Source organism: Bradyrhizobium sp. USDA 4353, assembly GCF_054063215.1.
This window is the reverse complement of record NZ_JBSSGB010000001.1, coordinates 4,592,840-4,616,213: the sequence shown is the minus strand read 5'-3', so window position 1 is coordinate 4,616,213 and position 23,374 is coordinate 4,592,840. Positions and strand designations below refer to the sequence as shown.

Annotated in this window: 12 protein-coding genes, 1 tRNA gene and 2 pseudogenes; 3 read left to right on the top strand and 12 right to left on the bottom strand. The window is 64.4% G+C overall.

Features of this window, described 5'->3' with window-relative positions:
* Positions 1–381: 381 nt before the first annotated feature.
* Complete coding sequence (locus ACVILH_RS20665) at positions 382–1,620, top strand: FAD-dependent monooxygenase (RefSeq protein ID WP_456714533.1); 1,239 nt, start codon at positions 382–384, stop codon at positions 1,618–1,620.
* On the opposite strand, the gene ACVILH_RS20660 is transcribed toward ACVILH_RS20665, so the two are convergent.
* The 11 genes and pseudogenes from ACVILH_RS20660 to secE form a co-directional block, all read right to left on the bottom strand.
* Entirely contained in the window at positions 1,536–3,899 is a 2,364-nt protein-coding gene (locus ACVILH_RS20660; protein ID WP_456714532.1) for an ABC transporter transmembrane domain-containing protein, read from the bottom strand. The two genes, ACVILH_RS20665 and ACVILH_RS20660, sit on opposite strands and share 85 nt — an antisense overlap.
* Positions 3,900–3,986: 87 nt before the next feature.
* Positions 3,987–6,047 carry an FAD-dependent oxidoreductase gene (locus ACVILH_RS20655; protein WP_456714531.1) on the bottom strand — a complete coding sequence of 687 codons (2,061 nt, stop codon included), beginning with the start codon at positions 6,045–6,047 and terminating at the stop codon, positions 3,987–3,989.
* 337 nt (positions 6,048–6,384) lie between these two features.
* On the bottom strand, positions 6,385–10,584 hold the full coding sequence (gene rpoC / locus ACVILH_RS20650) for a DNA-directed RNA polymerase subunit beta' (RefSeq protein ID WP_456714530.1): 4,200 nt from the start codon (positions 10,582–10,584) through the stop codon (positions 6,385–6,387).
* A 134-nt stretch (positions 10,585–10,718) separates the two neighbouring features.
* On the bottom strand, positions 10,719–14,837 hold the full coding sequence (rpoB, locus tag ACVILH_RS20645) for a DNA-directed RNA polymerase subunit beta (RefSeq protein ID WP_456714529.1): 4,119 nt from the start codon (positions 14,835–14,837) through the stop codon (positions 10,719–10,721).
* Positions 14,838–15,383: 546 nt separating this feature from the next.
* Positions 15,384–15,764, bottom strand: a complete 381-nt coding sequence (gene rplL, locus ACVILH_RS20640; RefSeq protein ID WP_456714528.1) for a 50S ribosomal protein L7/L12 — start codon at positions 15,762–15,764, stop codon at positions 15,384–15,386.
* Positions 15,765–15,824: 60 nt separating this feature from the next.
* Positions 15,825–16,344, bottom strand: a pseudogene (gene rplJ, locus ACVILH_RS20635) (50S ribosomal protein L10).
* Between the two features lie 573 nt (positions 16,345–16,917).
* Positions 16,918–17,886 (bottom strand): 2-hydroxyacid dehydrogenase, encoded by a 969-nt coding sequence (locus ACVILH_RS20630; RefSeq protein ID WP_456714527.1) that lies wholly within the window; start codon positions 17,884–17,886, stop codon positions 16,918–16,920.
* A gap of 78 nt (positions 17,887–17,964) precedes the next feature.
* On the bottom strand, positions 17,965–18,657 hold the full coding sequence (gene rplA / locus ACVILH_RS20625; protein ID WP_172108040.1) for a 50S ribosomal protein L1: 693 nt from the start codon (positions 18,655–18,657) through the stop codon (positions 17,965–17,967).
* Between the two features lie 6 nt (positions 18,658–18,663).
* Entirely contained in the window at positions 18,664–19,092 is a 429-nt protein-coding gene (gene rplK / locus ACVILH_RS20620; RefSeq protein WP_456714526.1) for a 50S ribosomal protein L11, read from the bottom strand.
* A gap of 231 nt (positions 19,093–19,323) precedes the next feature.
* Positions 19,324–19,881, bottom strand: coding sequence for a transcription termination/antitermination protein NusG (gene nusG / locus ACVILH_RS20615; RefSeq protein ID WP_006611823.1), 558 nt, complete (start codon positions 19,879–19,881; stop codon positions 19,324–19,326).
* Positions 19,881–20,072: a preprotein translocase subunit SecE gene (gene secE, locus ACVILH_RS20610; RefSeq protein WP_006611822.1), complete on the bottom strand. Its 192-nt coding sequence runs from the start codon at positions 20,070–20,072 to the stop codon at positions 19,881–19,883. The genes nusG and secE overlap by 1 nt, the downstream gene beginning before the upstream one ends.
* A 422-nt stretch (positions 20,073–20,494) precedes the next feature.
* Here secE and ACVILH_RS20605 point away from each other — a divergent pair.
* Positions 20,495–21,723: pseudogene (locus tag ACVILH_RS20605) on the top strand (ABC transporter substrate-binding protein).
* Positions 21,724–21,827: 104 nt separating this feature from the next.
* Here ACVILH_RS20605 and ACVILH_RS20600 read toward each other — a convergent pair.
* A tRNA-Trp gene (locus ACVILH_RS20600) sits at positions 21,828–21,903 on the bottom strand.
* Between the two features lie 165 nt (positions 21,904–22,068).
* Between ACVILH_RS20600 and ACVILH_RS20595 the strand changes: the two genes are divergently transcribed.
* Positions 22,069–23,301 carry a serine hydrolase domain-containing protein gene (locus ACVILH_RS20595; RefSeq protein WP_456714525.1) on the top strand — a complete coding sequence of 411 codons (1,233 nt, stop codon included), beginning with the start codon at positions 22,069–22,071 and terminating at the stop codon, positions 23,299–23,301.
* Positions 23,302–23,374 lie beyond the last annotated feature (73 nt).

Here is a 23,374-nt window from a genome sequence, read left to right as displayed (position 1 = left end):
CAGGACGCGCAAACCAGCCGTTTCTATGTCGGTCACGACAACGCACAGAGCCGCGCGAGCCAGCCAAGACCAGGAGAGCTTACCTATTCATTCAAGTCGGCCGGTCAAGGCTCTGATGACGCTTGGAAATTGCGGTGCCGTAGGGTGGGCAAAGCGGCCGCCGGAGGCGGCAGCGTGCCCACCATCTCACCACGAGCTTGCCGTCCGACGGTGGGCACGGCGCCACTGGCATCACGTAGCGGGGATGCAGCGCGGCAGCGCCTTTGCCAACCCCACTAACCCCTTCGGTTCTCCGTTCACCCTCCGCAACAATCTGAAACAGCGCGGCTAAGGCTTTGTTCGGCTTTGCGCGCCAAGGATGACGCTTCGACGAGGCGTCCCATGCCGCACTATACCGACATCGCGATCATCGGCGGCGGGCTGGCCGGCTCGATCACGGCGGCCATGCTCGGGCGTGCCGGCATCGCGGCAATTCTGGTCGATCCCCACGAGGTTTACCCGCCGGACTTCCGAATCGAGAAGATCTCGGGGGCCGAGCAGATCGCGCGCTTCCGGCGCACGGGAGCGGCAGACAAGGCGCTGCATCGGGCGACCCTGGCCGCCGAGAACTGGATCGCCCGATTCGGCTATGTGCTCGACAAGGCGCCGGTGCACCAATACGGCATCCTCTACGATGCGCTGGTCGCGGCCGTGCGCGAGGAGATCCCGGATCAGGTCCTGCGAATCGTCGCCAAGGCGGTCGCGATTACCCCGAGCGAGGATCGCCAATCCGTCGTCCTCTCCAATGGCGAGACGATCTCCGCCCGGCTGGTCGTCCTCGCCAATGGGCTGAACGTCGGCCTGCGGCATCAGCTGGGAATCACCCGCACCACCACCAGCCCGGCGCATTCGATCTCGGTCGGCTTCGATCTGGAGCCGGTCGGCCGCTCGACGTTCCCGTTCCCGGCGATGACCTATTTCCAGGAGCGGGCGTGCGCGCGGGTGCCCTACGTGACCCTGTTCCCGATTGGAGACCGCATGCGGGCGAACCTGTTCGCCTATCGCGAGCTGGATGATCCCTGGATGCGGTCGGTTCGGCGTCACCCGGTCGAAACCCTGGATGCCGCCCTGCCCGGCCTCAGACGGATCACCGGCGACTATGCCGTTGTCGGCGAGGTGAAGGTCCGGCCGGCCGACCTCGTCGTCAACAGCGGCACCCGCATGCCCGGCGTGGTGCTGGTCGGCGACGCTTTCTGCACCACCTGCCCGGTCACCGGCACCGGCTCCGACAAGGTGTTCACCGACGTCGAGCGCCTGTGCAACGTCCACATCCCGCGCTGGCTGGCGACGGACGGAATGAGCGAGGGCAAGATCGCCGCGTTCTATGACGATCCCGTCAAGACCGCCTGCGATGCGTGGTCGCTGCAGAAGGCCTGGCAGTTCCGCGAGGTCTCGATCGGCACCAGTCCTTATTGGCTGGCGCAGCGCTGGGCGCGATTCGCGGTGTCGCTCGGCCGCGGGCTCAAGCACCGTTTGGCGAGCACGCCGCTCGATGCCTATTCCTCGTCGTCCTCCTCATCATCCTCGTCGTCCTCGAGGTCGTCTTCCTCGTCATCATCGTCGCTGTCGTCGTCGACCTGATCCTGCCGGCTCGGCTGATGGCCCTGGTCGTCCCAGAGCTTGCGGTAGGTGCCGTTCTTGGCGAGCAGCTCGGCGTGGCTGCCACGCTCGATGGCGCGGCCGCCGGAGATGACGATGATCTCGTCCATCTCGACCACCGAGGTCAGCCGGTGGGTCGACCAGATCATGGTGCGGCCCTTGGAGACCTTCAGCAGGGTGCGGTTGATCGCCGCTTCCGTGGTCTGATCGAGCGCCGAGGTCGCCTCGTCGAGCAGCAGCACCGAGGGATTGCGGATGATGGCGCGGGCAATCGCAATGCGCTGGCGCTGGCCGCCTGACAGCGTGTCGCCGCGCTCGCCGACCAGGGTGTCGTATTTCTGCGGCAGGCTCATGATGTAGCGGTGGATCTCGGCCTTCTTGGCCGCCTCCTCCACCTCCTCGTCGGTGGCGTTCTCCTTGCCGAGCCGGATGTTCTCCCGCAGCGACATGTTGAACAGCATGTTCTCCTGGAACACCACCGCCATGCTGCCGCGAAGCGAATCGCGCGTGACCTTGCGGATGTCGACGCCATCGATGGTGACGCGCCCCTCATCAGGCACGTAGAGCCGCAGGATCAGGTTGAGCAGCGTGCTCTTGCCGGAGCCTGACGGACCGACGATGGCGATGCGCTTGCCGACGTCGAGCTTGAGGCTGAGATTGTCGAGCACGGGCGTCTGGCTGCCCTCGTACTGGAAGGATACACGCTCGAAGGTGATGTCGTGGCTGATGCGCGGCAGGTCCGGCGCGCCCGGTCGGTCGGCGCCGCGCGTGGGCTCGTCGAGCAACTCCTGCATGTGGCGGATCGCGGCGGCGGAGGAGATCGACACCGGGATGAAGTGCATGACGTGGGCGATGTTGTAGGACACCTCCCAGAACGCGCTCTCGAAGGTGACGAAGGTGCCGACCGTGATCTGGCCCTTGGTGGCGAGATAGGCGCCGATCGCCAGCACCACCAAGTGCAGCAGCAGCACCGCGATGGTCACGGTGCGCTCCACCATGGTCGAGAGGAACATCGCGTCGGCCATCTTGCGCCGCGCCGCGTCGTTCCGGAACGTGAACCAGCCGAACACCTTGCGGTGCAGGCTGAAGGCCTTGATCACGGCTTGGGCCGCGATGTTCTCCTGGATCACGCCGAGCAGCGTGGCCTCGTTGAGCTTCTGCTCGTAATTCGCCTGCACCGCCTTGGGCGTCAGGATGCGCGGGCCGATCAGGGTGATCGGGAACACCAGGAGCGCGATCGCGGCGAGCTGCCAGTTGAGGAACAGCATCAGGATGATGCCGGCGATGAGCTCGAGCAGCGGCAATGCGGCGCTGTTGGCGAAGGATTTCACCACGCCCTCGAACGCCGACATGTCGACCGAGAAGCGCGACAGGATCTCGCCGCGCTTGGTGCGCTGGAAATACGCCGCCGGCAGGTTCTGCACGTGGTCGAACAGGCGCGTGCGGACGTCGGAGATGATGCAGGCCGCGAGCCGCGCGTCCCAGCGCTCGTACAGCACGGCGACGATCGAGGTGAAGATGCCGGCGACCGCGAGCACGCCGAGGATGCGGTACAGCGCCTCGAAATCCTCCTCGCCGAGCGCGTCGTCGATCAGGAACTTGAGGCTGAGCGGCATGATGACGTTGAACAGCGTCTCGATCAGCACGCCGATCGAGACGAAGGTCAGCATCTTCTTGTATTTGCCGAGTAGCGGCGAGACGAAGCCATAGATCGTCGCAAGCGCGCCGGCGGCCTCACGGGCCGAGTAGACGACGAGGTCCTCGTCGTCATCGTCGTCGAGATCGTCCTCATCGTCATCATCGTCGTCCTCGTCGGAGGGCGGCGGTGCAGGCTTGCTGGCCTCTGGTGGCTTGGCGGCCTGCGGCGGCTTGGTGGGCTGCGCCGAACTAGATGCTGGCGGCGGCTTTGCTGCCTCAGGCGATTTGGCGGCCTGTGACTGTTCGGAGGGCTGCGGCGCTTCGGACGTCAGCGGCGCGTTGACGGGAACCGGTGCTTCAGGTGCCTGCGGCGGTTCAGTTGCCTGCGGCGGCTCTGTTGCCTGCGGCGGCTCTGTTGCCTGCGGCGCTTGGGGCGCGCCGGCTCCGGAAAGACGCTTCGCGATCTCAGCCGCGGCACCGGCGGCAGCCGCGATTCGCTCACCGGCGATCCGATCGTCCGCGGTCTGAGCGGGCGCCCCCGGGGTCGAACCCGATTTCGAACCTCGCTTCGAGCCCGATTTGGAGGCCGGTCTCGACTCTGATCCTGGTTTCTTGGGCGCCATGCAACCAACCGAAGCAGCGCGGCGGACGAGAGCGCCAGCCTTGCGCGTCAGGCATTTAACATCTGCACAGCGCCGCGGCCAGCGTCCTCAATCCTCGTCCTCGACCTTGTCGAAGAATGAGTAGCGCAGGCTGTCCGCGTCGGCATACCACTGGCCCGGGCCCTTGTTGGCGGCCAGTGTGGCGGCCCACACCTCGTCGGTGCAGTCGCGGCGGTGCATCGCCAGATCGAAGCCGTTGCCGAAGAACAGCTCCGACCATTCCCACCAGGTGCCGAGCTTCTTGACGCCGCGCAGCAGGTCATAGCGGTCGACCAGCGCCGGCGCCATGTCCGAGGTGATCGAGCCGAACACCAGGCCGGTCTTGACCACCCGGTTGAGCTCGCGAATCGCGCGCGCGACCTGCTTGTCGCCGAGATGGCACAGGCTGGTCTCGAACACGAAATCGAACTCGCCGGTCTTGAACGGCAGGTCGGCGATCGAGCCGAGCTTGTTGTACTTCTTGAGCGCCTTTGGCGTCTTGCCGTGGATGTAGCGGTTGTTCTCGATGCCCCAGGCATCGATGCCGCGGTCACGCAGCGCGCCGACCAGCTCGCCACTGGCGGAGCCTGCGACCAGCAGCTTGTAGCCTTTGCCCTTGCTCTTGTTCCAGACGATCTTGATCAGGCTGAGCAGGTAGTCCGGATCGGTGAACTGCGACCAGGCTTCGCTGTATGGCCCCTGCCCGCGATAATTGTCGAAATAATCGCGGTCGATCTTGTCGGACAGCGGTTTCTCCGCCTGCGACTTGGCGCGGCGCAGCCGCATCATCTCGGTCAGGATGATGTCGGTCGCGGCGTCCGAGGAATCGAGCAGACCGTTGAGCGTCGAATCGAACAGATAGTCGCCGACCACCACGATGCCCGGGTGTTCCTTCGGCTCGGGACGGTGATTGGTCATGACGTCGCGCACCGGCAGTCCGCCGGGCAGCGCGTTGACCGACGACAGCCAGCGGTGGATCTTGCCTTCCATGAAATGCGCGCGGGCATCGCCGAGCGCCGCCGGCAGCGACTTGAGCGCCGCGTCGATCAGCTCCTGGTCGGAGAGATTGGCGAAGGCCAGCGCGTCGGAACCTGCGATCAGCCAGTTCAGCACGCCGTGCTTGCCGACATCGTGGCGCGAGCCCTCGTTGTAGATGCAGCAGCCGCCGAACGCTTCCGACATGAACCAGGAGCCCGGGATCTTGTCGCCCCAGAACGGCGAATCGAACAGGATCGAGACGCGCAGATAATGCGCGGGACGATCGAAATAGGCGACGTGCTTGACCATCGACTGGCGCAGCTTCTCGCCGTCCCAGCCGACCGTCGACAGCCAGGAATGCGGCAGACAGACCAGCACGAGATCGAACTCGCGCGTCTCCGGCCCCTTACCGTTCATCATGTTGAGGCGATAGCGGCCCTGCTCGGTCTTGCCGATGCGCAGCACACGGTGATTGAGCTGGATGTCGGCGTCGACCTCCGAGCGCAGGCACTCGATCAGCTGCTCGTTGCCGTTCTGAATGGAATACAGACCGATATAGTCGTCGATATCCATCACGAAGTTCTTGAGCGCGTTGAGGCCATTGGTGTTGTGGGCCTCGGTGGCGATGTCGGAGCGCGACATCACCTTGAAGAAGCGCTTCGCGGTGGGATCCTCCACCTCCTCGTCGAGCAGCTCCTCGCAGGTCTTGTAGGCCCAGGGGTGCTCGTTGTCGTGCGCGCCGACGCCCTCGTAATACTCGACCGGCGACATCACCTCCGAGCAGCGCTTGCGGAACGCCTCGACAGCCGCAGCCGTCTTCGGCCCATATTTGCGGCGCAGGCCCGGCACGTCGTCGAGCAGCTCGCCGTCGAGCTGCACCTGAAGCGCATCCATCGGAATCGTCTGCAGGCCGAAATGCTGGATCAGCTCGCGCAACGGATCGGGGCCGGTCATCGAGTAATCGTAGATCTCGGCGACGCCGGCTTCATACATCGCAGGCGCTGAGTCGAACTTGCGCGTGACGATCTTGCCGCCGAGCCGGTCCGATGCCTCGAAAATCGTTACCTTGCAGAGATCGCCGAGCTTCCGCCGCAAGTACCAGGCGCTCATCAGGCCGCCCGGGCCGCCACCAACAATCGCAAGGTCAAGCATCGAAGTTCCGCCATCTCCGGCTGTCTGGGACAGCGCCGGTCGTCCGTGTCTCGGGTCTGCCACCCTCGGGGCTCGATCGGCCATAGCCTATCCGGCCCGCACAGGGTTTGCGCCCGAGCAAATCGGCGCATCGCCACGCGCGGTGGACGGACATCAGCTCAGCGGATCTGATGCTCCCAGAAGCGCCTTTGTGCCTGAAGGGAAGATGAACAACGGGGCAGCAGAGCGGCAACGGGAGAAAATCTTGTCAAAAAAAGGCCGGCAAGCGCCGGCCTTTTCTCTCGTCGATGAATGAACGGCAGCACCTGACACCGTCAGGGCTGCCGCGACGTTCTGTTTACTCTGCGGGCGGCAGCGCCAGCGGCTGCGGCTCGGGCTGCGCCGGCACAATCGCCGCCTGCTTCTCGCGCTCGTCGAGAATCAGCTTGTCGCGCTTGAGAGCGACCTCGCGGATGCGGGCCATGGAGGCGCCGGTGCCGGCCGGGATCAGGCGGCCGACGATGACGTTCTCCTTGAGACCCTCGAGCGGGTCGATCTTGCCGTTGACCGCGGCTTCCGTGAGGACGCGCGTGGTCTCCTGGAACGAAGCCGCCGAGAAGAACGACCGCGTCTGCAGGCTCGCCTTGGTGATGCCGAGCAGAACCGGATTGCCGGTGGCGGGCTTCTTGCCCTCCTCCTGCGCCTTCAGGTTCAGCGCGTCGAACTCGATCTTGTCGACCTGCTCGCCGGCGATCATGTCGGTGTCGCCCTGGTCGGTGACCTCGATCTTCTGCAGCATCTGACGGACAATCACCTCGATGTGCTTGTCGTTGATGAGCACGCCCTGCAACCGGTAGACCTCCTGGATCTCGTTGACCAGATAGGCCGCGAGCTCCTCGATGCCCTTGATCGCCAGGATGTCGTGCGGCGCCGGGTTGCCTTCGACGATGAAGTCACCCTTCTCGACGATGTCGCCGTCCTGAAGGTGGATGTGCTTGCCCTTCGGGATCAGGTACTCGCGCGCCTCCTCGGTCTTGTCCACCGGCTCGATCGAGATGCGACGCTTGTTCTTGTAGTCACGCCCGAACCGGATGGTGCCGGCGATCTCAGCGATGATCGCGGCATCCTTCGGCTTGCGCGCTTCGAACAGCTCCGCCACCCGCGGCAGACCGCCGGTGATGTCGCGCGTCTTGGCGCTCTCGGTCGAGATACGCGCCAGGATGTCGCCCGGCTTGACCGTCGCCCCGACGTCGACCGACAGAATGGCGTCGACCGACAGCATGTAGCGGGCATCGCCGCCACGGGCGAGCTTGAGCACCTTGCCGTCCTTGCCCTTGATCACGATCGCCGGACGCAGATCCGCGCCACCGCGCGTTCCACGCCAGTCGATGACCACGCGCTTGGCGATACCGGTGGACTCGTCGAGCGTTTCCGAGATCGACAGACCTTCGGTCAGATCCTCGAACCCGATCGTGCCCTCCGCTTCCGTGAGGATCGGGCGGGTGTAAGGATCCCACTCCGCGATGCGCTGGCCGCGCTTGATCATGTCGCCGTCGTCGACATGCATGCGCGAGCCGTACTGGATACGGTGCGTCGCACGCTCGGTGCCGTCGGGGTCGACGATCGTCACGACCATGTTGCGGACCATCGCGATCAGGTGCCCCTCGCTGTTGCGAGCGATCGCCTTGTTGCGGATGACCACCTTGCCTTCGAAGTTCGATTCCACGAAGGACTGCTCGTTCAGCTGCGCCGCACCGCCGATGTGGAAGGTACGCATCGTCAGCTGGGTGCCGGGCTCTCCGATCGACTGCGCGGCGATGACGCCGACAGCCTCACCGTGGTTGACCGGCGTACCGCGCGCGAGGTCGCGGCCGTAGCACATCTTGCAGATGCCGTTGACCAGCTCGCAAGTCAGCGCCGAGCGGATCTTCACCTCCTGCACGCCAGCCTGCTGGATGGCGTCGATGTGGCTCTCCTCCATCAGGGTGCCGGCCTTGACCAGCACCGCGTTGGTGGCGGGATCGCGCACGTCATCGCAGGGCACGCGGCCCAGGATGCGCGAGCCGAGCGAGGCCACCAAGGTGCCGGCGTCGACGATCGCGCGCATCTTGATGCCGAGATGGGTGCCGCAATCGTCCTGCGTGATGATGCAGTCCTGCGCGACGTCCACCAGACGACGGGTCAGGTAGCCCGAGTTCGCGGTCTTCAACGCCGTGTCCGCGAGACCCTTACGGGCGCCGTGGGTCGAGTTGAAGTACTCGAGAACCGAGAGACCTTCCTTGAAGTTCGAGATGATCGGCGTCTCGATGATCTCACCCGACGGCTTGGCCATCAGGCCGCGCATGCCGGCGAGCTGACGCATCTGGGCCGGCGAACCACGCGCACCGGAGTGCGACATCATGTAGATCGAGTTGATGTCGGCATCGGCGCCCGTCGCCGTCTTCTTGGTGACGGAGATCTCCTTCATCATCTCCTTGGCGATCTCTTCCGAGGCCTTCGACCAGGCGTCGACGACCTTGTTGTACTTCTCGCCATGGGTGATCAGGCCGTCATTGTACTGCTGCTCGAAATCCTTCGCCAGCGTACGCGTGGTGTCGACGATCTTCCACTTGCCCGCCGGCACGACCATGTCGTCCTTGCCGAACGAGATGCCCGCCTTGAAGGCGTTGTAGAAGCCGAGCGCCATGATGCGGTCGCAGAAGATCACCGTCTCCTTCTGACCGCAGTGACGGTAGACCTGATCGATGACGCCAGAGATCTCGCGCTTGGTCATCAGCTTGTTGATGACCTCGAAGGTGACGCGCGGATGCTTCGGCAGGAGGTTGCCGAGCATGACGCGGCCCGCGGTGGTCTCGATCCAGCGCTTGGCGATCTTGCCTTCCTCGTTCATCCCCTCCCAGCGATACTTGATCTTGCTGTGCAGATGGATGGCCTTGGCGTGCAGCGCATGCTCGAGCTCGGCCATGTTGCCGAACGCCATGCCCTGGCCGGGCATGCCTTCGCGCATGATCGAGACGTAATAGAGACCGAGCACGATGTCCTGCGACGGCACGATGATCGGCTGGCCGTTTGCGGGATGCAGGATGTTGTTGGTCGACATCATCAGCACGCGCGCTTCCAGCTGCGCTTCGAGCGACAGCGGAACGTGCACGGCCATCTGGTCGCCGTCGAAGTCGGCGTTGAAGGCCGAGCAGACCAGCGGATGCAGCTGGATCGCCTTGCCCTCGATCAGCACCGGCTCGAACGCCTGAATGCCGAGGCGATGCAGGGTCGGGGCGCGGTTCAGCAGCACCGGATGCTCGCGGATGACCTCGTCCAGGATATCCCAGACCTCGGGACGCTCCTTCTCGACCAGCTTCTTGGCCTGCTTGACCGTGGTCGACAGGCCCTTGGCGTCGAGCCGCGAGTAGATGAACGGCTTGAACAGCTCGAGCGCCATCTTCTTCGGCAGGCCGCACTGATGCAGGCGCAGCTCCGGACCGACCACGATGACCGAACGGCCGGAGTAGTCGACGCGCTTGCCGAGCAGGTTCTGACGGAAGCGGCCCTGCTTGCCCTTGAGCATGTCGGCGAGCGACTTCAAAGGCCTCTTGTTGGCGCCGGTGATGACGCGGCCGCGGCGGCCGTTGTCGAACAGCGCATCCACCGCCTCCTGAAGCATGCGCTTCTCGTTGCGGATGATGATGTCAGGCGCGCGCAACTCCATCAGCCGCTTCAAGCGGTTGTTGCGGTTGATGACGCGGCGGTAGAGGTCGTTGAGGTCGGAGGTCGCGAAGCGGCCGCCGTCGAGCGGCACCAGCGGCCGCAGGTCCGGCGGGATCACCGGAACGACGGTCATGATCATCCATTCCGGCTTGTTGCCGGAGTGGCGGAAGGCCTCGACGATCTTCAGGCGCTTGGCGAGCTTCTTGTGCTTGATGTCGGAGTCGGTCTCCTGCATCTCGGCACGCAGCGTCTGCTCGAGCTTCTCCAACTCGAGGCCACGCAGCAGCTCACGGATGGCCTCGGCGCCGATCATGGCGGTGAAGCTGTCCTGGCCGTACTCGTCCTGCGCCTTGAGGTACTCGTCCTCGGACAGCAGCTGACGGTCCTTGAGCGCGGTGAGACCCGGCTCGAGGACGACGTAATATTCGAAGTACAGGATCCGCTCGAGATCCTTCAGCGTCATGTCCAGCAAGAGGCCGATGCGCGACGGCAGCGACTTCAGGAACCAGATGTGCGCGACGGGAGCGGCGAGCTCGATGTGACCCATGCGCTCGCGCCGGACGCGCGACAAGGTCACCTCGACCGAGCACTTCTCGCAGATGATGCCCTTGTACTTCATCCGCTTGTACTTGCCGCACAAGCACTCGTAGTCCTTGATCGGCCCGAAGATGCGGGCGCAGAACAGGCCGTCGCGCTCCGGCTTGAACGTGCGGTAGTTGATCGTTTCCGGCTTCTTGATCTCGCCGTAGGACCAGGACAGAATCTTTTCCGGCGACGCGATCGAGATGCGGATCTGGTCGAAGACCTGAGCCGGCGTCGTCGGGTTGAAGAGATTCATAATTTCTTGGTTCATCGTATTCTCCTCGCGGACCGATCGGGGGTCAGCCGCAAATTCGAAAATCTCTTTTCAGACGGCGCCCTGCCCGACCCGAGGGAGGAAGGCGCCGGCACCCGGCCGCTACAGGCGGCCGGGCCGGATCTCTTGAACTACTCGGCGGCTTCCGACGTCGGCGCCGGTCCGAGCTTCGAGTTGTGCAGGTCGACGTTGAGGCCGAGCGAGCGCATTTCCTTGACCAGCACGTTGAACGATTCCGGAATACCGGCCTCGAACGTGTCGTCGCCGCGCACGATCGCCTCGTAGACCTTGGTGCGGCCGGCGACGTCGTCCGACTTCACCGTCAGCATCTCCTGCAGCGTGTAGGCCGCGCCGTAAGCTTCGAGCGCCCACACCTCCATTTCGCCGAAGCGCTGGCCGCCGAACTGGGCCTTGCCGCCCAACGGCTGCTGGGTGACCAGCGAGTACGGTCCGATCGAACGCGCATGGATCTTGTCGTCGACCAGATGGTGCAGCTTCAGCATGTAGATGTAGCCGACGGTGACCTTGCGATCGAACGCATCGCCGGTGCGGCCGTCATAGACGGTCGACTGGCCCGACGCGTCCATGCCGGCGAGCTTCAGCATCTCCTCGATGTCGCTCTCCTTGGCGCCGTCGAACACCGGGGTGGCGATCGGCACGCCGCGGCTCAGATTGTGACCGAGCTCAAGCAGCTCATTGTCGTTGAGCGTCTTGATGGTCTCGTCCTCGCCGTAGATGCGCTTCAAGGTCTCCTTCAGCGGCTTGACGTCCTGCTTCGACAGATAGGCATCGACCGTCTGGGCGATGCGCTTGCCGAGGCCGGCGCAGGCCCAGCCGAGATGCGTCTCGAGGATCTGACCGACATTCATGCGCGAAGGCACGCCCAGCGGGTTCAGCACGATGTCCGCATGGGTGCCGTCCTCGAGGAACGGCATGTCCTCGATCGGAACGATCTTGGAAACGACGCCCTTGTTGCCGTGACGGCCGGCCATCTTGTCGCCCGGCTGGATCTTGCGCTTCACCGCGACGAAGACCTTGACCATCTTCATGACGCCCGGCGGCAGCTCGTCGCCACGCTGCAGCTTCTCGACCTTGTCGAGGAAGCGCTGTTCCAGCCCCTTCTTCGACTCGTCGTACTGCTTCCGCATGGCCTCGATCTCGGCCATCAGCTTGTCGTTGGCCGAGGCGAACAGCCACCACTGCGACTTCGGATACTCATCGAGCACCGCACGGGTGATCTTGGTGTCCTTCTTGAAGCCCTTCGGACCGGAGATGCCCTGACGGCCATCCAGCATGTCGGCGAGACGGCTGTAGACGTTGCGGTCCAGGATCGCCTGCTCGTCGTCACGGTCCTTGGCCAGACGCTCGATCTCCTCCCGCTCGATCGCCAGCGCACGCTCGTCCTTGTCGACGCCGTGACGGTTGAACACGCGGACCTCGACGATCGTGCCCTGCACGCCCGGCGGCACCCGCAGCGAGGTGTCGCGAACGTCCGAGGCCTTTTCGCCGAAGATGGCGCGGAGCAGCTTCTCTTCCGGCGTCATCGGGCTTTCGCCCTTCGGCGTGATCTTGCCGACCAGGATGTCGCCGGCGCGCACTTCCGCGCCGATGTAGACGATGCCTGCTTCGTCGAGGTTCTTCAGCGCCTCTTCCGACACGTTCGGAATGTCGCGCGTGATTTCCTCCGGGCCCAGCTTGGTATCGCGGGCCATCACCTCGAACTCCTCGATGTGGATCGAGGTGAAGACGTCCTCCTTCACGATCCGCTCGGAGAGCAGGATCGAGTCTTCGAAGTTGTAGCCGTTCCACGGCATGAACGCGACGAGCACGTTGCGGCCGAGCGCGAGCTCGCCGAGATCGGTCGACGGACCATCAGCGATGATGTCGCCCTTCTTGACGATGTCGCCGACCTTCACCAGCGGACGCTGGTTGATGCAGGTCGACTGGTTGGAGCGCTGGAACTTCATCAGCCGGTAGATGTCGACGCCCGACTTGGTCGGATCGAGATCTTCCGTGGCGCGGATGACGACGCGGGTGGCGTCGATCTGGTCGATCACGCCCGAGCGGCGCGCCGCGATCGCGGCGCCCGAGTCACGGGCGACCACGCCTTCCATGCCGGTGCCGACGAACGGCGCCTCGGCGCGAACCAGCGGCACCGCCTGGCGCTGCATGTTCGAGCCCATCAGCGCGCGGTTGGCGTCGTCGTTCTCGAGGAATGGGATCAGCGCCGCGGCGACCGAAACGAGCTGCTTCGGCGACACGTCCATGTAGTCGACCTTGTCCGGCGTCATCGGCACGACTTCGCCGGCGTGACGGCAGACCACGAGGTCCTCGGTGAAGCGGCCCTTGGCATCGAGCGGCACGTTGGCCTGCGCGACGCGGTAGCGCCCCTCCTCCATGGCGGACAGATACACCACCTCGTCGGTGACGCGGCCGTCCTTGACCTTGCGGTACGGCGTCTCGACGAAGCCATACTTGTTGACGCGGGCAAACGTCGCCAGCGAGTTGATCAGGCCGATATTCGGACCTTCGGGCGTCTCGATCGGGCAGATGCGGCCGTAATGCGTCGGATGCACGTCGCGCACCTCGAAGCCGGCGCGCTCGCGCGTCAGACCGCCCGGTCCAAGCGCCGAGAGGCGACGCTTGTGGGTGATCTCCGACAGCGGGTTGGTCTGGTCCATGAACTGCGACAGCTGCGACGAGCCGAAGAACTCACGCACGGCAGCCGCGGCAGGCTTCGCATTGATCAGGTCCTGCGGCATCACGGTGTCGATGTCGACGCTCGACATGCGCTCCTTGATGGCGCGCTCCATGCGGAGCAGACCGATGCGGTACTGGTTCTCCATCAGCTCGCCGACCGAGCGGACGCGGCGGTTGCCGAGATGGTCGATGTCGTCGATCTCGCCCTTGCCGTCGCGCAGGTCGACCAGCGTCTTGATGACCGCAAGGATGTCTTCCTTGCGAAGGGTGCGCTGGGTGTCCGGCGCATCGAGCTCGAGGCGCATGTTCATCTTGACGCGGCCGACCGCGGACAGGTCGTAGCGCTCGGCATCGAAGAACAGCGACTGGAACATCGCCTGCGCGGAATCGAGCGTCGGCGGCTCACCCGGACGCATCACGCGGTAGATGTCGAACAGCGCGTCCTCACGCGTCATGTTCTTGTCGGCCGACAGCGTGTTGCGGATGTAGGGACCGACATTGACGTGGTCGATGTCGAGCAGCGGCAGGTCCTTGTAGCCCTGCTCGTTCAGCACCTTGAACAGCTTGTCGGTGATCTCCTCGCCGGCCTCGGCGTAGATCTCGCCGGTCTTCGGGTTGACGAGATCCTCGGCGATGTAGTTGCCGAGCAGCTCCTCGTCCGACATGCGCAGCGCCTTCAGCCCCTTCTCCTGGAGCTGACGGGCGGCACGGACGGTGAGCTTCTTGCCGGCCTCGAGCACGACCTTGCCGGTGTCGGCGTCGATTAGGTCGTTGACGGTCGAGTAGCCGCGGAAGCGGTTGGCGTCGAACGGAACGCGCCAGCCTTCCTTGATGCGCTTGTAGATCAGCTTCTTGTAGAAGGTCGCCAGGATCTGCTCGCCATCGAGGCCGAGCGCGAACATCAGCGACGTCACCGGCAGCTTGCGGCGACGGTCGATGCGCGCGAACACGATGTCCTTGGCGTCGAACTCGATGTCGAGCCAGGAGCCGCGATACGGGATGACGCGGGCGGCGAACAGCAGCTTGCCCGACGAATGGGTCTTGCCCTTGTCGTGATCGAAGAACACGCCCGGCGAACGGTGCATCTGCGAGACGATGACGCGCTCGGTGCCGTTGACGATGAAGGTGCCGTTCATGGTCATGAGCGGGATGTCGCCCATGTACACGTCCTGCTCCTTGATGTCCTTGACCGACTTGGCGCCGGTTTCCTCGTCGATATCGAACACGATGAGGCGCAAGGTCACCTTGAGCGGGGCAGCGAAGGTCATGCCGCGCTGGCGGCACTCGTCAACGTCATACTTCGGCGGCTCGAACTCGTAGCGGACGAATTCCAGCATCGAGGTGCCGGAGAAGTCGGAGATCGGGAACACCGAGCGGAACACCGCCTGCAGTCCCTCATCCGGCCGGCCGCCCGTGGGCTCGTCCACCATCAGGAACTGGTCGTAGGATGCCTTCTGAACCTCGATGAGGTTCGGCATCTCCGCGACTTCCTTGATGTGTCCAAAGAACTTGCGAACACGTTTGCGACCGGTGAATGTCTGCTGCGCCATCGTGGCCTCTCATGTCGTCGCCCGGAGGGGCGATCCTTCCGAAACAGCGGCTGCCACCGCCATCCCGGGTTGAATTTCGATCCATTTCGAAGGTCTGAGGCACAGAGCGCGGAACCAAAACCGTCCCAGATCTGTTCTTCAGACCGCCAAAACGCAAAACGACGCGCGAGGCGCGAGGGCGCACCCGCTCGTCAGAACCAGTTCGTCACGGACTGCAAAAGCCCGAAATTGCCTATCTCCCAACGGCTTACGACGGAGACGCCACTCCATCGCCAAAACCGGCTTTTCGTGCTGCCGACCCAATATGGGTTGACATTAGTCGAGATTCGAGAGCGACGTCCCCAAATCTCCACACTTTTCCGTGTTCGGCCCGCAGCGGACGTTTCCGTTGCACGCCTTTTGCAATGATTCCGGCCGATCCGGATACCCCCGCAAACGTCTTTGTCTTTATGATGACCGGGCGATGTTACCACCCGGTCACCAAATTCGTTTCGAAGCGCCACGCCTTGCCGTCAGGCCGCATGGCGCTCCGCAAGAAGCCGCCGCTTACTTGAGCTCGATCTTGGCGCCAGCCTTCTCAAGCTGACCCTTGATCTTCTCGGCCTCTTCCTTGTTGACGCCTTCCTTGACCGGCTTCGGAGCACCCTCGACCAGGTCCTTGGCTTCCTTCAGGCCCAGGCCGGTGATGGCGCGGACTTCCTTGATGACCTCGATCTTCTTGTCGCCGGCCGAAGCCAGGACAACGGTGAACTCGGTCTTCTCTTCCGCAGCAGCGGCAGCGCCACCGCCAGCAGCGCCCGGAGCGGCAACCGCAACGGCAGCAGCGGCGGACACGCCCCACTTCTCTTCCAGGAGCTTGGCGAGCTCAGCGGCCTCGAGAACGGTGAGGGCCGAGAGGTCGTCGACGATCTTCTGCAGGTCAGCCATTGATGTACTTCCTTAATGTGGTTCGGTTCGAAACCAGGTTGTGAGTGTTTGCGAAGGGCGTCAGGCCGCTTCGCCCTTTGAGGCATGAGCCTGAATGACGCGCGCGACCTTGGCCGCGGGGAGCGTTGGCGAGCTGGGCCAGCTTGGTCGCCGGAGCCTGGATCAGGCCGACGAGCTTGCCGCGCAGTTCGTCCAGCGACGGCAGCGAGGCCAAGGCCTTCACGCTGTCGACATTCAGGACGGTTGAGCCCATCGAGCCGCCGAGGATGACGAACTTTTCGTTCGCCTTGGCGAATTCGATGGCAACCTTGGGCGCCGCGACAGGATCGTTCGAAGTTGCGATCACGGTCGGCCCCTTCAACAGGGGACCGATGCCGACGACGTCCGTGCCTTCAAGAGCAATTTTGGCGAGACGGTTCTTCGAGACCTTCACCGATGCGCCAGCCTGCTTCATCTGCTTGCGCAGGTTCTGCATCTGAGCCACGGTGAGGCCGGAATAGTGAGCGACGACGGCAACGCCCGTGGTCTTGAAGACCTCGTGCAGCTGCTCGACCGCCTCTTTTTTTGCCGCTCGTTCCACAGCAAGCTCTCTCCGGTTGGCGGCCTTCGCCCGAAAGCGGGACCGCCGGGTTAAACCCGCCGCCCGCCAAACCTGACCTCTGGACCGATGACCCCGAGGACACGCAAGGCAAAACGGCGATGAATAGCCTGCCCTTCCACGCGCCATCAGGCCCGGGGAGTGTCGAGGTTCGAACCAAACCTGCATGCCACCACGTCAAGCGCAGAGGACATGCCGAAATCCGGTCTTCACCCGTCTATGCAGGCTGAATGATTAAGCCATTGAGGAAATTGCGTTTCCGCGCCGGCGCCTGCAGTCTCGGACAGGATTCGGGGTGATCGGCGGACCGACCTCCCCTGCGGCATTTCGAGAGCAGAAAGATCCTCCTTCCTTCCGAGACATCCGAACGGATATTCTCAAAAGGAATGCTGGCTCTCTCCAGGTCTTTCGGAATGCGCGCACAGGCGAGCCGACAAAGCCGGCCCGCCTGGAAGACGGTTCTTTAACGGGTTGATTGGGACTTGCCAAGACCCCAGGAGCAAAATTCGCACCAATTAGAGGCGCGGCGCACCTGCGGGCAGCTCTTAAAGCCGTTTATGAGCCCGCCGAGGACACGGATACCGCATAAGGCAGCTTCTCGCCCGCGAAGAAGGCCGTGAGATTGGCCACCACACACGCCTGCATCGCCACATGCGACTCGCGGGTGTTACCGCCGATATGGGGCGTCACCACGACATTCGGAAGCGCGGTCAGCTCATCCGGTGCATGAGGTTCCGTCTCGAACACATCGAGCCCGGCGCCTGCGATGGCCCCCTCCTTCAGCGCGGCGATCAGCGCCAGCTCATCGATGACAGAGCCGCGCGAGATATTGACGACGTGGCCGTCGGGACCGAGTTTCTTCAGCAGATCCGCATTGACCACATGGGTCGTCTCCGCACTGGCGCGGACCGCGATCATCAGCACGGTGCACCATTCGGCCAGCGCATCGAGGCTCGGGAAATATTGGTACGGCAGATCGTCGTACCGGGTGCGGTTGAAATAGCCGACCTCGGTCTCGAACGCCGCGACCCGGGCCGCGATCTTGCGGCCGATCTCGCCCATGCCGTAGACCCCGACCCTGCAGCCGGCAAGGCTCGGCGGCGGCCGCATCAGCGGCGTCGGCCTGGCTCCGGCCCAGCCGCCCTCGCGGACGTAAGCGTCGGCGACCATCAGCCGCCGCGTGCTCGCCAGCATCAGCATGACCGCGACATCGGCGACCGCCGCCGCATTGGCCCCAGGGCTGTGGCCGACCGCGATGTTGCGCGCCGCCGCCGCCTTCAGGTCGACGCCATCATAGCCGGTGCCATAGCAGACGATCGCGCCCAGCGCCGGCAGCCGGTCCATCTCGGCCGCGCCGAGCCGCGTGGCGCCCGCCGTGATCAGCGCCCGCACCTGCGCCACCTCCTCCGCCGGAAACACCTCGTGCGCCGGCTTGCCGCCGGTGTCGAGCAAATCGAAGCGGTCGGCGAAGCGCTGGATCATCGACTTGGGGAAGCGGGAGTAGATCAGGACCTTGTCGGGCATCGCCGCGGAGACTCCAAATGCGAAGGGCGGGATCGATCGACGATCCCGCCCTTCTCAATCTAACTCATGCGTGGCCGCTTAGGCGAGCACGGTGCCCGGCTCGACCTTGACGCCCGGACCCATCGTCGACGACACCGCGACGCGCTGGACATAGGTGCCCTTGGCGCCCGCCGGCTTGGCCTTCACGACCGCGTCCGCCAGCGCCTTGATGTTCTCGACCAGCTTGTCCTCGGCGAACGAGGCCTTGCCGACGCCGGCCTGGATGATGCCGGCCTTCTCGACGCGGAACTCGACCGAGCCGCCCTTGGCACCCTTGACGGCGCCGGCGACGTCCATGGTCACGGTGCCGATCTTCGGGTTCGGCATCATGCCGCGCGGACCAAGCACCTTACCGAGACGGCCGACCAGCGGCATCATGTCGGGGGTGGCGATACAACGGTCGAAGTCGATGTTGCCGTTCTGCACCTTCTCGACCAGGTCCTCCGCGCCGACCACGTCGGCACCGGCGGCCTTGGCTTCGTCTGCCTTGGCACCACGGGCGAACACGCCGACGCGAAGCGTACGGCCGGTGCCGTTCGGCAGCATGACGACGCCACGGACCATCTGGTCGGCGTGACGCGGATCGACGCCGAGGTTGATCGAGACCTCGATGGTCTCGTCGAACTTCGAGACGGCGCGCTCCTTGATCATCTTGATCGCATCAGCAAGCGGGTAGAGCTTGGTGCGGTCGATGCCCTCGCGGGCCTTCTTCAAACGCTTTCCGATCGCCATGGCCGCTTACCCCGCAACTTCCAGACCCATCGAGCGGGCGGAGCCCTCGACCATCTTCATGGCCGACTCGATCGAGTCGCAATTCAGGTCCTTCATCTTCTTCTCGGCGATCTCGCGCACCTGCGCCTTGGTCACCTTGCCGGCCTTGTCGCGACCCGGGGCCTTGGAGCCCGACTGGATCTTGGCGGCCTGCTTGAGGAAGTGGGACATCGGCGGAGTCTTCAGCTCGAAAGTGAAGGACCGGTCCGCATAGATCGTGATGATCACGGGGATCGGGGTGTTCTTCTCTTCCTTCTGGGTCTGGGCGTTGAACGCCTTGCAGAACTCCATGATGTTGAGACCGCGCTGACCCAGCGCGGGGCCGATCGGAGGCGACGGGTTCGCCGCGCCGGCCGGGACCTGAAGCTTCAGGTAACCGGTTACTTTCTTTGCCATTGTGATTCTCCAACGCGCTCGCGTGTTTGCCTGATGCGAACGCACCGCCCTCCGGACGACAAAACCCGTCGGGCGAGGTTTGGGACCGTGGTCCGGCGCGCTAGATCCGGCTGGCAAAGCCGGCCGCGCCTCCCACGAACGAAATCGCCCCCCATGGGGAGCGAAGCGCGCCCGATACACGAGATCGGACGAAAAGGAAAGCCCGGGGCCGCCCCAGATGCGGCGACCGGGTTAGCCCACCACCTTCTCGACCTGGTTGAATTCCAGCTCGACCGGGGTGGCACGGCCGAAGATCGACACCGCGACCTTGAGGCGCGAGCGGGCCTCGTCGATTTCCTCGACGACGCCGGAGAACGAGGCGAACGGGCCGTCGGCGACGCGGACGTTCTCGCCGATCTCGAACGACACCGACGATTTCGGCCGCTCCACGCCTTCCTGCATCTGGTTCAGGATGCGCATCGCCTCGCCTTCGGAGATCGGCATCGGCTTGTTCTCGGCGCCGAGGAAGCCGGTCACCTTGGGCGTGTTCTTGATCAGGTGAAACGCCTCGTCGGTCAGCTTCATCTTCACCAGCACGTAGCCGGGGAAGAACTTGCGCTCGGCGTTGATCTTGCGGCCGCGGCGCACTTCCGTGACGTTCTCGATCGGCACCAGCACCTGCTCGAACAGCTCCTCGAGATTGCGCTGCTTGGCCTGCTCGCGGATCGACTCCGCGACCTTCTTCTCGAAGTTCGAATAGGCGTGGACGATGTACCAGCGCTTGTCGGACGAATGCGTTGCGGTTGCCATCAGTGGATGCCCAGCACGAGGGTGATGAGATAACGGATGATCTGATCGGCGGCGAAGAAGAACACCGAGGCCAGCGCCACCATCACGAACACCATGATCGTGGTGATGGTGACCTCGCGACGGCTCGGCCACGAGACCTTGGCGGTCTCCGAGCGCACTTCCTGCAGGAACTTGAACGGGCTTGTAGCCATCGTCAGGGGTCCTCGTCCGTCATCGGACGATTGAAGAGTTGACTGGGAAAACCGAACAGCCAACCGCTGCCCACCCTCTTGTCGGAGAGATGAGCCGAAAACCACGGGCTCGCTTGTTCGGGGAGTGAAAAGCCGCGCCGGATATCCGCATGTTGCGGGCCGGCTGCAGGTCCCCGATATCTACTGTCGGACCGGCCCGAGGTCAAGATATGGGCACGCCGGGCGTCCCCGGTCCTATCAGCGGCGAGTCCCCGTCGGCCCCGCCTCGCCTCGGCTTTTCGTACCGCGGCAGGGCATTTCCGCACCACGGCAGGTTGAGCAGGTGCCGCGACGAAATGCCCGCGGCGAGGCGGTTCCAGCCCTTGCCGCGCCTGCGACGGCCGCTCATGCTCGCGGGCACAAGAATAATCAGGAGGAAACCCATGACCTTTGCCACGGGCAAGGGACCGACGCGCCTTGCCGCCGCCAGTCTCTTTGCCGCCTTGCCCTCACCCTCACCGCCGCCCCTGCCCGCGCCCAGGCGCCGCTCAAGATCGGCGTGCTCAGCGACTTCTCGTCGGTCTATTCGGACATCGGCGGCCAGGGCAATCTCGAGGCGACCAAGCTTGCGATCGAGGAGTTCGGCGGCACCATGTTCGGCAAGCCGATCGAGGTGATCAGCGCCGACCCGCAGAACAAGGCCGACATCGCCGCCTCGATCTCGCGCAAATGGTACGAGAACGAGGGCGTCGACATGATCATCGACATGCCGACCTCTGCCACTGCACTCGCCGGCATGGAGATGTCGAAGCAGTTCGAGAAGCTGATGATCGTGACGGACGCCGCGAGTTCCGACATCACCGGCAAATCCTGCTCGCCCTATACCATCCACTGGACCTACGACACCTACGGCAACGCCCACACCGTCGGCCAGGCCATCGTCAAGACCGGCGGCGACAGCTGGTTCTTCATCACCGCGGACTATCTGTTCGGCCATTCGATCGAGCGCGACACCGGCGACGTCGTGCGCGCGGCCGGCGGCAAGGTGGTCGGCAGCGCCCGGCATCCCCTCAACAACCAGGACTTCTCGTCCTTCCTGCTGCAGGCGCAGGCGTCCAAGGCCAAGATCATCGGCATGGCCAATGGCGGTGGCGACACCATCAACACCATCAAGCAGGCGGCCGAGTTCGGCATCGTCGCCGGCGGCCAGAACCTTGCGGGCATCGTGATGTTCATCTCCGACATCCACAGCCTCGGCCTGAAGCTGGCCCAGGGCTTGATCATCACCGAGGCCTACTACTGGGACCTCAACGACCGCACCCGCGCCTTCGGCAAGAAGTTCTTCGACAGGATGAAGCGGATGCCGACCATGAACCAGGCCGCGACCTACAGCGCCACCCTGCATTATCTCAACGCGGTCAAGGCCGCCGGCACCCGCGACACCAAGCCGGTGCTCGCCAAGATGCGCGAGACCCCCGTGCGGGATGCGTTCACTGACAACGGCGTGGTCCGCGAGGACGGCCGCATGGTGCACTCGATGTTCCTGTTCGAGGTCAAGAAGCCGGAGGAATCGAAGGGGCCGTGGGACTATTACAAGGTGCTGGCGGAGGTGCCCGGCGACCAGGCGTTCCGGCCGCTGAAGGACGGCAATTGTCCTTACGTGAAACAATAAGGACCCGCCAAAATGAGTTCGGGGCTCGCGCATCGCGGGCCCCGGGCAAACTGTCTTCGTCGATTTCGGTGTTAAGTGCTTGATCTCGCTGGCAGCCATCTCGCTGGCAGGAGTGGAGAGGCTCGAACTCCCAACCCCCGGTTTTGGAGACCGGTGCTCTACCAATTGAGCTACACTCCTAGCGAGCCGGGACTGCGTCGCCGGTTCGGGCGCTTTCAAGCATAGACCTCCCCCCCAATGCAAGGGTGCAATGGGGCAAATCGACTGGTCAGACCACAACTTCCGCGCCAGACTTGATGCAAGCCGACAACACTGCCCAAAGAGAACACTGCCAAGGGAGAGCCCATGACCCCGTCCCCCGCCCCGAGCATGCCGCTGTCCGCGCTCCGCTCCCTGAGCCCGCCGCTGCCGGACGACCGGCCCGAGGCGCTCGGACTGTCCCCGGCGCGGTTGCAGAAGGCGTCGGACGCGTTCAAGCGCGAGGTGGACAAGGGCACGATCCCCGGCGCGACTTTGCTGGTCGGCCGCCGCGGCCGGATCGGCTGGTTCGACGCCATCGGCCGGCAGGCGCCCGACCAGGACACGCCGATGCGGCCCGATTCGCTGTTCCGCATCTTCTCGATGACCAAGCCGATCGTCTCGCTGGGCATCATGATGCTGGTCGAGGACGGCGATCTCTTGCTGTCCGACCCGGTCGCGAAGTTCATCCCGGAGTTCGGCGACCAGAAGATCGGCATCGACAATGGCGGCAAGCTCGAGCTGGTCCCGGTCGCCCAGCCGATGACGGTGCAGGACCTGCTGCGCCACACATCGGGTCTGGCCTATGAGCACACCGGCACCGGGCCGGTGCATCAGCTCTACCAGCAGTCGCGGGTGCGCAGCCGTAAGATCACCAACGCCGAGCACGCCGCGATCGTCGCCGGCCTGCCGCTGATCTGCCAACCGGGCGCGGAGTTCAACTACAGCCGCTCGACGGACATCCTGGGACGGATCATCGAGGTCGTCTCCGGCCAGTCGCTCGGCGCGTTCCTGACCGAGCGCATTCTCAAGCCGCTCGGCATGAACGAGACCGCCTTCTTCACCAGCGAGGCCAATGCCGGCCGGCTGGCCGAGCCCTTTGCCAAAGACCCGTGGACCGGCGAGGCCGTCAACCTGTTTAAGATGACCGAGCAGCCGGTGATGGAATCCGGCGGCGGCGGCCTGGTCGCGACCACGATGGACTATGCCCGCTTCTGCGCGATGCTGCTCAACAAGGGCAGCCTGGATGGTACGAGGCTCGTCGGCCGCAAGACGCTGGAGTTGATGGCCTCCGATCATCTCGGCCCCGAGGTGAAGACGGTCGGCACCCTGCTGTCGCCGGGTCACGGCTTCGGCCTCGGCTTCGCCGTCCGCCGCGACGCCGGCATCGCGCCCTTCCCCGGCTCGGTGGGCACCTTCTTCTGGAGCGGCATCGCCGGCACGTTCTTCTGGATCGACCCGCGGGAGGAGCTGTTCTGCGTGTTCATGGCCCAGGCTCCCGGACAGCGGGATTATCTCCGCACGCTGGTGCGCGACGTGGTGTACGCGGCGGTGGAATAAGGGACGCGCACGCATCATCGCGGCGTAGGGTGGGCAAAGGCGATTCGCGGCGAAAGCCGCGAAACGACGTGCC